Source organism: Companilactobacillus sp. HBUAS59699 (assembly GCF_036913575.1).
Taxonomy (GTDB): Bacteria; Bacillota; Bacilli; order Lactobacillales; family Lactobacillaceae; genus Companilactobacillus.
In genome coordinates this window covers 202,203-215,327 of the sequence record NZ_JAYKTV010000001.1, presented here as the reverse complement: position 1 = coordinate 215,327, position 13,125 = coordinate 202,203, and the positions used below count along the sequence as shown (strand labels likewise).

Sequence of the window (13,125 nt, the reverse complement as noted above, 5' to 3'; positions counted from 1 at the left end):
GCTCCTCCATGATAAATAAATAGGACCTGACAAAACTAAGTTTTATCTGATCCCACTTTTTTTATTCATTATTTTGAATATTTGTTTTCATGATACTTTTGCATAATACCATGTGTCTTAAGCAAGTTGCGAACTGTATCTGAAGGTTGTGCACCTTTTTGTAACCAGTCCATGATCTTGTCATCATCCAACTTGATTTCTTCTGGTTGTGTAATTGGGTTGTAGTAACCAACTTGTTCGATAAAGCGGCCATCACGTGGTGCACGTGAATCAGCAACAACGATTCTATAAAATGGTCTTAACTTACTACCCATACGTTTCATTCTAATTTTAACTGACATTCTGTTTCCTCCTAAATACTTAACTTTGTTAGTATACACAAAAAAAATAGAAGTGTAAAGTTTTTTTCTTTACACCTCGCATTTTATTTTGATTTAAAACGTTTGATCTTCTTCAAGCGCTTCTTTTTGTTCTTTTTCTGTTTTTTAACCATCGAACGCATTGCCATCTTACCAATTTTTCCGGACATTCCTCCGCCCATCATTTGGTCTAAGCCGTTCATATTACCTTTGCTCATTTGTTTCATCATGTCACGTGATTGTTTGAATTGCTTGATCATTCTATTAACTTCTTGAATATTACGTCCAGATCCACTAGCAATTCTCCTTCTACGTGATGGATTCAACATATCAGGATTCTCACGTTCTTGAGGTGTCATTGAATAGACGATTGCCTTCAAGTGATCGATATCTTTTTCACCGATACTAACATTGGCTAATTGTGGATTATTTGCCATACCAGGGATCATCTTCATGATTTCATCAAGCGGTCCCATCTTTTGAACTTGATCCATTTGGTCAATGAAATCATTGAAATCAAAGCTGTTTTCTCTGATTTTTTCAGCCATATCTTCAGCTTGCTTAGCATCGTAATCATTTTGGGCTTTCTCGATAAGAGTGAGCATATCACCCATTCCCAAGATACGATCCGCCATTCGATCAGGATGGAAAACATCTAATTGATCTAATTTTTCACCTTGACCAATAAACTTAATTGGTTTACCCGTAACCGAACGAATTGAAAGTGCGGCACCACCACGAGTGTCACCATCTAACTTAGTTAATACAACACCAGTGATATCTAATTGCTCATCAAATCCATGAGCAACTTTAGCGGCTACTTGACCTGTCATTGAATCAGCAACGAACAAGATTTCGTTTGGATGAGCTAAATCCTTAATACGTTGAAGTTCGTCCATCAACTTATCATCGATTTCCAAACGTCCAGCAGTATCGATAATTACGTAATCATTTTTGTTTTCTTCAGCTTGCTTTAATCCATTTCGAACAATTTCTACTGGATCTTTATCTGTACCTTCATCGTATACGGGAGCACCAACTTGCTCACCAACAACTTTCAATTGTTCGATCGCAGCAGGACGATAAACGTCTCCAGCAATAAACAATGGACGAGCTTTATCATTAGCCATCAAATACTTGGCTAATTTACCAGCTGTTGTAGTTTTACCAGCACCTTGAAGACCGACCATCATAATGATAGTTGGAATGTGCGGTGCCTTATTTAGAGGGACTGCTTCCTCACCCATTAACTTCGTTAACTCATCGTCAACAATCTTGATTACTTGTTGAGAAGGTGTCAAACTGTCCATTACTTCAGCGCCTAAAGCACGTTCTCTAACTTGTTTAACGAAACCTTTAACAACGTCAAAGTTAACATCAGCCTCAAGTAAGGCCATTCTTACTTCACGCATTACAGCACGAACATCATCTTCTGAAAGTTTTCCTTTACCTCTCAGTGAAGAAAAAACTTTTTGTAGTCGTTCACTTAATCCTTCAAAAGCCATCTCTTACTCCTATTATTTTTCATTTATTTTTGAAATTCGTTTAACTAAATCTAGCAATTCTTTATCTTTAGGATACTTATTCAAAACAATTTGGTCCAGTTTACTAGCGATATCATCTATTTCTTGGGTCTTCTTAACTAAACCAATTTCAGTTTCAAACGACTCTAATAAACTGACCGACCGATGTAAATTATCCATTACTGCTTGACGAGATACATCTAATTGTTCAGCAATCTCACTGAGTGAAAAGTCCTCAACATAGTACAAATTCATATATTGATTTTGTTTCTTAGTCAATAAAGAATGATAAAAATTATACAACAAATTTATTTTGGTAGTCTCATCGATTCCCATAATTATTTACCAGAGCCAACAATCAATTCCTTAAATAATCCGTAAATAAATTTCTCAGGATCAAAGTCACGTAGATCATCCATCTGTTCGCCAAGTCCTACTAACTTAACTGGGATATGCAACTCATTACGGATCGGCAAAACAATTCCACCTTGTGAACTACCGTCGATCTTTGTCAAAACAATCCCTGTTACATCAGTTGTTTCGTTAAATTGCTTAGCTTGGCTCAAAGCGTTTTGTCCAGTTGAACCATCGAGAACCAACAACACTTCCTGTGGAGCTTCTGGTAATTCGCGAGTTATCACACGCTTAATCTTTTCAAGCTCACGCATCAATCCCTCTTTATTTTGAAGACGACCAGCAGTATCCACTAGCAAAATATCAAAGTCTTCTTTCATTGCACGTTGAACGGCATCATAAACAACTGAGGCCGGATCAGTTTGAGGCTTACTTGCTTCAACTGGTACATCGACACGACGGCCCCATTCTTGTAATTGTTCGATTGCACCAGCTCTAAATGTATCACCAGCGGCTAAGAGAACTTTTTTACCTTCTTGTTGGTATCTATGGGCTAATTTACCAATAGTAGTGGTCTTACCAGCACCGTTAACACCGACAAATAAAAATACGGTTGGTGTCCTATCTGTACTGAACTTCAAAGAATTGTCTTCTTCTTTGCCTTCTTCATCGTACATATCAACTAATTTACGAACGATTACATCAGAAACGTCAGAACGCTTTTTAACATTTTCCAACTTAACTTCTTCACGTAATTCATCGGATAATTTCAAAGCAGTTTCGTAACCAACATCAGATTCAATAAGTAATTCCTCTAAGTCGTCGAAGAATTCCTCGTCAACACTTCTAAAGTTAGCTAAGAAGCGATTGAAACGAGCCCCAAAGGAGTTACGACTCTTTTTAAGACCCTCGTCATACTCTTTAATATCATCCTTTGGCTCAGTTTCTTCTTCGGAATCACCAGAATCAGAGTCTTCAGATTCTTCCTCTGGTTGAGTAGTTTGATCTGTTTGTTCTGTTGATTCTTCGTTATCACTTGATTCAATTGATTCTTCAGCATTATTAGTTGTTTCTTCAGCATTAGATGCAACAGATTCTTGTTGATCTTCAACTTTAGAACTCTCGGCCTTAGGTTCTTCAACCTCATCTTTTGGTTCTTCTACATCCTCTTCTGATTCCTCAGGTTTTTCAGTTACATCAGATTCATGCGATTCAGAAGCATTCTCTGCTTCATCCGACCCATTATTCTCATCAGCAGTAGTTTCAGTTTGGTCAGATTGTTCTGGAGCAGCTACGTCAGTATCGGAATCTTTAGAATCCGCTTCTTCAGTAACTTTTTCTTCAGTCGCTTCTTTTGTTTCTTGTTCTTTTTTTTCTTCTTCGTCGTCTTTTCCAGTAAAAGCTTTTTTTATTCGATCAAAAAGTCCCATTAATTAATCTCCTTTTAAGCGTTTTTGTTTATATCTTGAACAGACACTGACAGCATTCTGGATACACCAGATTCCTCCATAGTGACACCATATAAACGATTTACATTCATCATTGTACCCTTACGGTGAGTAATAACAATAAATTCGGTATTATCATCATAACGATTTAAATAATTTGCGAAGCGATAAACGTTAGCATCGTCAAGTGATGCTTCCACTTCATCCAAAATGCAGAATGGTACCGGATGAACTTTAATAATAGCGAATAACAATGTAATTGCTGTTAACGCCTTTTCACCACCAGATAATAAACTCAAACGTTGGAATTTTTTCCCAGGTGGTTGAGCAATAATTTCAATTCCTGTTTCTAACAGATTATTAGGATCAGTTAGTACTAACTTAGCACGTCCTCCAGCAAACATTTCTGGAAAAATCGTTTCAAATGCAGCACTAACTTCATCAAATGTCTTCTTAAAACGTGTTGTGACTTCATTGTCCATCTCTGACATTGTATCTAATAATTGTTGGCGAGCTTTCAACAAATCATTTTGTTGAGAGGTCAAAAACTCATAGCGATCCTTAACTTTGTCATACTCTTCGATTGCTGAAAGATTGACTGTTCCTAATTCATCGATACCCATCTTTAATAACTTAGCCTCACGTTTGAGCGTATCAGGATCAGAATCAAGTTCTTTTAAGTTCTTCATCGCTGCTTCATAAGTTAATTGATATTCTTCAGATAAGGTATCCAAACGACTGTCAATTTTATTAGCCAATTTGGTTACTTCTATCGCCAAATTCTCTTGTTCATCTGAGGCCGACTTTTGAAGGTCAAAGTTTCTTTGGGCTTTATCATTTAAAACAACTGCCTGTTCATCTTTTTCACTTCGTTGAGATTTCAAATCATCCAGATCAACTTGTAACTGTTTGATGTCAGCTTCAAATTGCGCTGTCTTTGACTTGATTTCTGCATTAGTCATATTTAATTGATCTTTTTCAGAATTAAGCTGATCCAATCTTATACCTAATTCTTTGATTTGATCATTGGCAGCAGCTATCTCATTAGTTAATCGTTCTTGTTGAGTTTTTTCGTTTTCATAATTACTCTTTACAACCGCTAAACTAGTTTGATTCTTCTGGATATTGTCGTTTATTTGACTTAGTTCTGAGTCAAAATCTTTTAGGAGCTTTTGCTTGTCCTCAATTTCTTTTTGAATATCAACGACCTGTTTTTTTAGATTATCAGCATTTTTAATTTGAACATTAAGATCTTTTTGTAACTGATCTTTTTCCTGGTTATTCTTATTAACAGTATATTGCAGAGCATCCCTCTGCTCTTTTAGATGATCTGATTCATTCTTATAATTTGATAGTGCACTGCTCAATTGGCCTTTTTCTTGATTGAAGCTTTCTAGTTTAGTAGCAATTTGCTTCTTTTCTTCACGCAATTCAACCAATTTTTGACGCAGGTCTACGACTGATTGTTGTTTTTGATCCAACAGTAATTCCTGTTTAGAAAGTTTGGTATTCAACGATGTTAATTCGTCTTTTCTAGTTAAGATACTTGAGTTAACTCGGCGTTGCTGCCCACCAGTCATGGAACCTCCAGCATTGACCACATTACCATCTAACGTTACTACACGATATTTTCTATTTACTGCAGCTGAGACCTTTGTTGCAGCATCTATATTTTCGGCGATTAAAAGATTACCTAAAATATTCTTCACGATATTTGAAACTTTATCGTCAAACTTAACTAGATCACTAGCAACACCAACGTAACCGATCACTTGCTCTGCCTTATTCAAATCAGTCGCATAAATAGTACGAGGCTTAATAATATTGATTGGCAAGAAAGTTGCACGTCCGCCGTTACGTTTGCGCAAATAAGAAATCGCCTTTTTAGCTGATGATTCATCTTTTGTAACGATCGACTGCAGCTGATTACTTACCACAGTTTCGATAGCCAATTGATACTTACTTGGTACCTTGATCAATTCAGCAACCGCTCCAATGATTCCACCAATTTCTGCTTGATTATTTAAAACATTTTTAGCACCTTCAAAAAATCCAGCATGCTCTTGTTGCATATTTTCAAGTACAGTTTTACGAGCCTTAGTTTCTTGAAGATTCTCCAAAAATTTCAAATATTCTTGATTTTCAGCAGTTCCGGTTTCTGTAACCTCTTTGATATTCTCATCGATCTCATCATTTTTCTTGATCAAATCATGATTATCGTCAATTAGTTTTTGTAGTTGCTCACTAGTAGTTGTTACCTTGTCATTGGCTTCTTTGAGATTGTCTTCAATATCAGCCATACGATGTTCTGTCTCTTCGTTAGAAGTTTTAATTCGATCCAACTGACGTTGAGTATATTTCTGATCATTGCCAGTCGAGACCTGTTCTTGCAAAGTATTAACATACTTATCGCGCAAATCATTGATATTATTCTGAATTTGCTCAGGTGTCTTCTTTTGCAACTGTGTTATTTCTTTTAATTTTGCTTCAAATTCTTTTATTTGTGATTTATATTCTGCAATTTTGGCATTGCATTCAGACAACTTTGCTTCATGTAATTCTTTATCGGCCTGAACACTTTTTAACTGTTCATTTAGTGACGTCTGATTAGTTGTATTGAAACCATTTCTTTCATCCGATACAGCAATTTGTCCATTCAAAATTTCCAAAGCTTGTGTCTTCTTAACCAAATCTGATTGACTAGCATCGATTTTTTCAGCCAGTTTACTAATTTGATCACGATTATCAGCAACAGCCTTGTTAGAGATTTTTACTTGTCGTTCGATATTTTGCAGACTCATCTTTACTTCACGAAGTTTTGACTCTGTCTGGCGCTTTTCTTTGGACAAATCTTTTATTTCAATGGTCAAAATTTGTTGGTAAATGCTGTCGTACTTACTCTTCTGTTCTTTATAGTCACGAGCAATACTAGCTTGTTCTTTAAGTGGTTCTACTTGCTTAGACAATTCCGACACAATATCAGAAACACGGTGCAAGTTATCCGTTGTCTCAGTTAAGCGATTTTCTGCCTGTGCTTTTTTCTGTTTGAATAAGGCAATTCCAGCAGATTCTTCAATAATTGAGCGACGTTCGACTGGCTTACTGTTAAATACTTCTTCCACTCGACCCTGAGAAATAATCGAAAATGATTGTTTTCCCATTCCCGAATCCATAAACATTTCAGTAATATCCTTTAAGCGACAGGCCTTGTTATTGATTGAAAATTCTGTATCACCATTTCTGAACAGTTTACGCTTAATCGTAATATTAGTCTGATCTGACTTCAATTCTCCATTAGAATTATCAAATTCCAATGTAACTTCCGCATGATTCATCTGTGCTCGTGTTGCGCTTCCGGCAAAAATAACATCCACCATCTTGTCACCACGTAGGCTCTTAGCTGATTGCTCACCCATTACCCAACGAATTGCTTCTGTAATATTTGATTTTCCACTTCCATTGGGTCCTACAATACCGGTGATTCCACTTGTAAAATCAATCTTTGTCTTATCAGCAAAAGATTTAAACCCGTTGATCGTTAATGATTTTAATGGCATAAAATAAAAACTCCTATAATTCTTCTAATGCTTTCTTAGCAGCCATTTGTTCTGCATGCTTCTTACTAAATCCAAATCCCTTGGACATAACGTCTCCGTTAACAACCAATTCGATCTCGAATTTTTTATCGTGATCTGGACCTTCTTCATCGATTACTTTGTAATCAATTTCTACCTCACCTGATTGTTGCAATTTCTCTTGCAAGTGAGTCTTAAAATCAGTATCTTCAGAGAATTCACCTGAATCGATGTGTGGATATACTACACTTTCAAGAAATTCCTCAACAGCTGAGTTTCCTTGATCCAAGTACAGTGCACCATTGAATGCTTCAAAAATATCCTCTAACAAAGTATGTCTTTGACGAGCACCTTGCTTTTCTTCACCTTTACCGATCAATAAATATTTATCAATTTTAATTTGTTTAGCAAACTTAGCAAAACTGTCAGTTCTAACAATATCCGATCTTAATCTCGTTAATTTACCTTCAGGTAATTGGGGATATTTTTCAAATAGATATCTTGAGATGTTGATTTCCAAAACCGCATCCCCCAAGAACTCCAATCGTTCATAGTTACCTATTCCTAATTCTTTGTGTTCATTATCAAAAGAAGAATGAGTCATAGCACGCTCAATCAACTTCTTGTTGTTAAAGGTAATACCATAGTTCTTTTCTAAATAATCTAGAAATTTTTGATCTAGCATAACGCGTCCCCTTTCCAATAACTTTAATTATACTAAACTTTTACAGTAAATAATTAAATGGCGAAAAAAATAAGACCAATTGGTCTTATTTTTGATGGCTCTTAATATAATCAACTGCTTCACCAACAGTTGTAATCTTCTCAGCATCTTCATCTGGTATCTCAGCATCGAATTCTTCTTCTAATTCCAAGACAAATTCTACTAAGTCGATTGAATCAGCATCTAAATCTTCTGTAAATGATGTTTCTTTCTTGATAGTACTTGCTTCAACTTCAAATTTATCAGCGATCAATGCAACAATTTTATCGTAAATTTCTTGTTCTGACATTTAATGATTCTCCCTATTTATCTTCATCTTTTTTGTTCATTTGTTCAAAGTAAGTATTAGCTTTGTTAATCGTGTCGTTTAGCAACATATCATAAATCTGCTTAACTGTATAGAAAACTGTCTTACTATCGGCTGCACCATGTGCCTTGATGACTGGTGACTTCAAACCTAACAACACAGCTCCACCGGCATGAGATGTATCAAACATATCACGAAGCCCTTTTAATGAAGGGGCAACAATAGCTGCACCCATTTTAGTAAAGAAGCCGTTATTTAGCAAGGCATGTTTCATTTCCTTCAACAGAATAGTTGCTGTACCTTCAGTAGCCTTCAAAGCAGCATTCCCGGTAAATCCATCTGTAACGATAACGTCAGCAACACCGTTCAAGATATTGTTTGATTCCACATTACCGATAAAGTTAATACCTTCAGTATTCGACAATAACTTAAAGGCTTCTTTATGAAGCGTATCACCCTTATCTTCTTCCGTTCCATTATTTAACAAACCAATTCGTGGTTCTTTGATTTGTTTAACATCACGAGCATAGATCGATCCCATGACTGCCCATTGTTGCAAGTATGTGGGCTTAGCTTCAGCATTGGCACCAACGTCTAAAACATTAACACCTAGAGCTGAGTTGGTAACTGGTAGAGTTGGCATCAAAGCTGGTCTTTCTACTTGTTTGATACGTCCAACAATGAAGATACCTGCTGCCAATAAAGCTCCAGTATTACCCAAAGAGAGCATTGCATCTGCTTCTTTTGCCTTAACTGATTTAGCAGCCAAAACCATCGAAGAGTTTTTCTTAGAACGAATAGCCTTAACCGGTTCATCCGTTCCCAGAATTTCCTCATCAGTATGAACAATAGAAATACGATCACTATTCTTCAAATACTGTTTGATTTTTGCTTCATCACCGTACAATACAAAGTCTAAATCAGCCCATTCGTCACGAGCTTTTTCAATCCCCTCAACAATAACTTGAGGAGCATTGTCTCCACCCATGGCGTCTACTGCAATTTTCATTCATTAATTCCTCACAAATCTTTTTATTTTTAATCGAAATTATTCAACTGTTCAAATTCATCATTCAAAAATAATTTTAACACTTTGTTTTCTGGATTATCCATAGCCTGCGGATCCTTAAAAATTTGTTCCGCTTCAATTTGGGCTGTTTGCAAAATATTAAAATCAGCAATAGGATTACCAACCTTAAAGTCCGGCAGTCCCGATTGCTTGCTACCAAGCAGATCACCAGATCCACGCATCTTAAGATCTTCTTCAGCCAAAACAAAGCCATCATTGGTTGATGTCAAAATTTTCATTCGTTCTAATGCCACATCATTCTTAGGGTCAGCAATCAAAATACAATACGACTGCTTCTCACCACGGCCAACTCGACCACGCAACTGATGTAACTGCGATAATCCAAATCTATTAGCATCATATATTACCATAACAGAGGCATTAGGTACATCGACACCAACTTCAATAACCGTCGTTGACACTAATACATCGATCTCTTGGTGACTGAATTTGTTCATTATATCTTCTTTTTCGTCGTTGCTCATCTTGCCATGTAAAATACCGATTCGATACTTAGGAGCATATAATTCATTGAATTTATCATAAATCAATTCAGCATTTTTTAAATCGATTTTTTCAGATTCTGAAATCAGCGGCGTGACTACGTATACCTGCGCATGCTCAGCCAATTGCTTGGATACAAACTTATACATTTGCTCAATTTTTTGACTTCTGATCCAATAAGTCTCGATTTTCTTACGTCCGGCTGGAAGTTCATCGATCCGTGATACTTCCATATCACCATAAGTCGTAATGGCCAAAGTTCTAGGAATTGGTGTTGCTGTCATTGCTAAGACATCAGGATTATTGCCTTTTTCACGTAAAGCCTTACGTTGATTAACTCCAAATCGATGTTGCTCATCGATAACGATAAGTCCCAAGTTCTTAAAATCCACGCTATCTTGTATCAAGGCATGTGTACCAACGATAACATTAGTCCGACCTTCACGAATATTTTCAGCAATCGTATCATGCTCTTTTTTCGTCTGTGATCCAGTCAAAATAGCTGTTCTGATATGCCATTTCTCTAATAATCCGCCAATTTTTTCAAAGTGCTGTTGAGCCAATATCTCGGTCGGTGCCATAATTGCCGCTTGAAAACCTGCCGTCACAGATGCGAGCATTGCAATGACCGCAACGATTGTTTTACCAGAACCAACATCCCCTTGCAACAGTCGATTCATATGGTGATCTGACTCCATATCATTCAGGATTTCATTTACCACACGACTTTGGGCATCAGTAAGATTAAACGGTAATGATTCTCTAAACTTAGCAATATAATTTTTATCGTACATTTCTACTAAGCCATCATTTTCCTGTGCATCCTTAGCTTTAACACTCTGGATACCACATTCAAATAAGAAAAACTCCCGAAACTTAGCACTGCGTCTGGCAGCTTCATTCTCTTCTTCACTGTTAGGAAAATGCATCCCTTTAACAATTGCCTTATCATCTAGCAATTGATATTTATCCAGGAGATTCTGAGGCAGAATTGACTCTATTTCATTTTGGTACTTATCAAAAGCCATTTTGATCAGATTGACTAGTGTTTTTTGATGGATATTTTTATTCACCGAATAAACAGAATCAATCGTATCTTGTTGATTACTGCCGATCACCTTCATCCCTGTTAACGAACGGCGATTCTCATTCCACTTGCCGTATACAGCAACTTCATTACCAGTTTCAAACTTATCTTTCAACCAGGGTTGATTGAAGAATGTCACCATTACCGATTCATTTTCGACCAATATTCGGACATTCAGCCGATTTTTTTTATAGCCAAATCTCGCTACGACCGGATCACTGGCAACAACGCCCTTGAGTAGGATCTTTTCTTGATCAACAGCATCGTTTAACGATTTAACTTCCATATCTTCATAACGAAAGGGAAAATAAAATAATAAATCATAGATACTATCAATTCCCAGAGATTTTATAGCTTCTAATCGTTTAGGACCTACTCCCGGTAATTCAGCAACTGATATCTCTCTTAAATTCATTTTTCCCTCCTTATACAAAAAAGAGACCAGAAGTAGTCCCAGTCTCAATTTGTTTGATTAAATTAATTATTCAACAGCGATCATGTATGGATATACTGGTTGATCACCTTGATGGATCTCTGTCTCTAAATCTGCATACTTATCATCTAAGTAATCTGCAAATTTCTGGGCATCCTCAAGATTACCATCTTGTCCTACAAGGATCGTAATAACTTCACTGTCATCGTCGATCATCTTATCAAGCATTTTTTCCGTACCAGAAATAATATCAGGATCATCTACTAAGATCTTACCATCAACGATTCCCATGTAATGTCCAGTTGTTATCTTCAGACCATCGATCTCGGTATCACGAATAGCTTGTGTTATTTGACCACTCTTAACAGTGTCTAAGGAATCTTCCATGTTGTCTTTGTTTTCATCCAATTCAGCTTCTGGATTAAACGATAGCATAGCTGTCATTCCTTGAGAAATCGTCTTTGAAGCAACGATTGCTACTGGAATATTAACCAACTCTGCAGCTTGTTTTGCGGCCATAATAATATTTCCGTTATTTGGCAAAATCAAAGCTCGTTTGGCATTAGCCTTGTTAATAGCATCAACAATATCATTTGTAGACGGGTTCATTGTTTGACCACCACTAATAATATTAGTTACACCAAGACTTTCGAAAAGTTTAGATAAGCCTTCACCAGATGAAACTGCGATAACTGCATAATCAACTGGCTCATTGCTTGCTGATGTTGGCGTAGTTTCTTCATCATCTTCAACAATTGTTTCATGTTGAATCTTCATATTATCGATCTTGATTTTAGTTAAGGCACCGAATTTTCTACCTGCAGCCCAAACTTTTCTTGGATAATTAGTGTGTACGTGAACTTTAACGACTTCATCATCAGAAACAACTAATAATGAATCACCGATTTCACTTAAATAATTACGGAACTTGTCGTAATCAAATTTTTCATCAGAAGTAGGATCTTGACCTAATTCAACCATCATTTCTGTACAATAGCCATTTTCAATCTCATCTGTATTGAACTGACCTTGCGCTGATTGATGATGTGTTGCATTGATCATTTCGTCCATCTCAGTCTCATCAGGAGTATAAGCTTCATCGCTCGCTTCACCTGATAGACCTTCTAGAAAGCCTTCATAAATGAAAACTAATCCTTGGCCACCAGAATCAACAACACCGACTTCCTTTAAAACTGGAAGTAGTGATGGTGTTTTTTCTAGTCCCACTTTGGAACCCTTAACTACGGCTCTCATTACTTCAATCGCATCTTTAGTTTCTTTAGCTTTTTTAACTCCAGCTTCAGCACCAAAACGAGCAACTGTCAAAATTGTACCTTCAACTGGTTTCATAACAGCTTTATAGGCTGTTTTCACTCCATCATCAAAGGCTTTTGCTAAATCATCTGAAGTTAATGTTTCTTTTGCTTCGATACTTTTAGAAAATCCTCTGAACAGTTGTGAAGTAATAACACCTGAATTACCACGTGCTCCCATTAGCAGGCCCTTAGCGAGCGCTTTGCCCAATGTTCCCACGTGTGTACTCTCTGACTCGTTTACGGCCTTAAAACCGCTCTGAACGGTCAAGCTCATATTCGTCCCAGTATCACCATCTGGTACTGGAAAGACGTTTAGTGAATTCACAAATTTTGCGTTTTTCTCAAGTCTGTGTGCTGCCACACGGATCATATCGGAAAATTCATTTTTGGTAATAAGTTCTTTGCTCAAAAGTTTCCCCTCCAACT

The 13,125-nt window shown here is 36.7% G+C and carries 10 protein-coding genes; all 10 read right to left on the bottom strand.

From position 1 onward, the window contains the following. Nucleotides 1-68: 68 nt before the first annotated feature. The 10 genes from rpsP to U8519_RS01105 all read right to left on the bottom strand — a co-directional run bounded on the left by rpsP (nucleotide 69) and on the right by U8519_RS01105 (nucleotide 13,069). Nucleotides 69-341 (bottom strand): 30S ribosomal protein S16, encoded by a 273-nt coding sequence (gene rpsP / locus U8519_RS01150; RefSeq protein WP_334328494.1) that lies wholly within the window; start codon nucleotides 339-341, stop codon nucleotides 69-71. An 83-nt stretch (nucleotides 342-424) separates the two neighbouring features. Further along, nucleotides 425-1,864: a signal recognition particle protein gene (gene ffh, locus U8519_RS01145; RefSeq protein WP_334328493.1), complete on the bottom strand. Its 1,440-nt coding sequence runs from the start codon at nucleotides 1,862-1,864 to the stop codon at nucleotides 425-427. A gap of 12 nt (nucleotides 1,865-1,876) precedes the next feature. Further along, nucleotides 1,877-2,218, bottom strand: coding sequence for a YlxM family DNA-binding protein (gene ylxM, locus U8519_RS01140; RefSeq protein ID WP_334328492.1), 342 nt, complete (start codon nucleotides 2,216-2,218; stop codon nucleotides 1,877-1,879). 2 nt (nucleotides 2,219-2,220) lie between these two features. Continuing rightward, entirely contained in the window at nucleotides 2,221-3,666 is a 1,446-nt protein-coding gene (gene ftsY / locus U8519_RS01135) for a signal recognition particle-docking protein FtsY (RefSeq protein ID WP_334328491.1), read from the bottom strand. 14 nt (nucleotides 3,667-3,680) lie between these two features. Further along, a complete protein-coding gene (gene smc / locus U8519_RS01130; RefSeq protein WP_334328490.1) occupies nucleotides 3,681-7,241 on the bottom strand; it encodes a chromosome segregation protein SMC in 3,561 nt (1,186 codons plus the stop codon). Nucleotides 7,242-7,254: 13 nt separating this feature from the next. Continuing rightward, complete coding sequence (rnc, locus tag U8519_RS01125; RefSeq protein WP_334328489.1) at nucleotides 7,255-7,944, bottom strand: ribonuclease III; 690 nt, start codon at nucleotides 7,942-7,944, stop codon at nucleotides 7,255-7,257. Between the two features lie 85 nt (nucleotides 7,945-8,029). Continuing rightward, nucleotides 8,030-8,272: an acyl carrier protein gene (acpP, locus tag U8519_RS01120; RefSeq protein ID WP_334328488.1), complete on the bottom strand. Its 243-nt coding sequence runs from the start codon at nucleotides 8,270-8,272 to the stop codon at nucleotides 8,030-8,032. 13 nt (nucleotides 8,273-8,285) lie between these two features. Then, nucleotides 8,286-9,299 (bottom strand): phosphate acyltransferase PlsX, encoded by a 1,014-nt coding sequence (plsX, locus tag U8519_RS01115; protein WP_334328487.1) that lies wholly within the window; start codon nucleotides 9,297-9,299, stop codon nucleotides 8,286-8,288. 29 nt (nucleotides 9,300-9,328) lie between these two features. Further along, the gene (gene recG, locus U8519_RS01110; RefSeq protein ID WP_334328486.1) at nucleotides 9,329-11,365 is read right to left on the bottom strand and encodes an ATP-dependent DNA helicase RecG; all 2,037 of its coding nucleotides are present in this window, start codon (nucleotides 11,363-11,365) and stop codon (nucleotides 9,329-9,331) included. A gap of 66 nt (nucleotides 11,366-11,431) precedes the next feature. Further along, nucleotides 11,432-13,069, bottom strand: a complete 1,638-nt coding sequence (locus tag U8519_RS01105) for a DAK2 domain-containing protein (RefSeq protein WP_334328958.1) — start codon at nucleotides 13,067-13,069, stop codon at nucleotides 11,432-11,434. Nucleotides 13,070-13,125: the final 56 nt, after the last annotated feature.

What these genes read in the sequence shown, in the direction of transcription:
- recG (WP_334328486.1), bottom strand. Translation starts at nt 11,365, where the DNA reads ATGAATTTAAGAGAGATATCAGTTGCTGAATTACCGGGAGTAGGTCCT.
- rnc (WP_334328489.1), bottom strand. Translation starts at nt 7,944, where the DNA reads ATGCTAGATCAAAAATTTCTAGATTATTTAGAAAAGAACTATGGTATT.
- smc (WP_334328490.1), bottom strand. Translation starts at nt 7,241, where the DNA reads ATGCCATTAAAATCATTAACGATCAACGGGTTTAAATCTTTTGCTGAT.
- acpP (WP_334328488.1), bottom strand. Translation starts at nt 8,272, where the DNA reads ATGTCAGAACAAGAAATTTACGATAAAATTGTTGCATTGATCGCTGAT.
- ftsY (WP_334328491.1), bottom strand. Translation starts at nt 3,666, where the DNA reads ATGGGACTTTTTGATCGAATAAAAAAAGCTTTTACTGGAAAAGACGAC.
- plsX (WP_334328487.1), bottom strand. Translation starts at nt 9,299, where the DNA reads ATGAAAATTGCAGTAGACGCCATGGGTGGAGACAATGCTCCTCAAGTT.
- ylxM (WP_334328492.1), bottom strand. Translation starts at nt 2,218, where the DNA reads ATGGGAATCGATGAGACTACCAAAATAAATTTGTTGTATAATTTTTAT.
- ffh (WP_334328493.1), bottom strand. Translation starts at nt 1,864, where the DNA reads ATGGCTTTTGAAGGATTAAGTGAACGACTACAAAAAGTTTTTTCTTCA.
- rpsP (WP_334328494.1), bottom strand. Translation starts at nt 341, where the DNA reads ATGTCAGTTAAAATTAGAATGAAACGTATGGGTAGTAAGTTAAGACCA.
- U8519_RS01105 (WP_334328958.1), bottom strand. Translation starts at nt 13,069, where the DNA reads ATGATCCGTGTGGCAGCACACAGACTTGAGAAAAACGCAAAATTTGTG.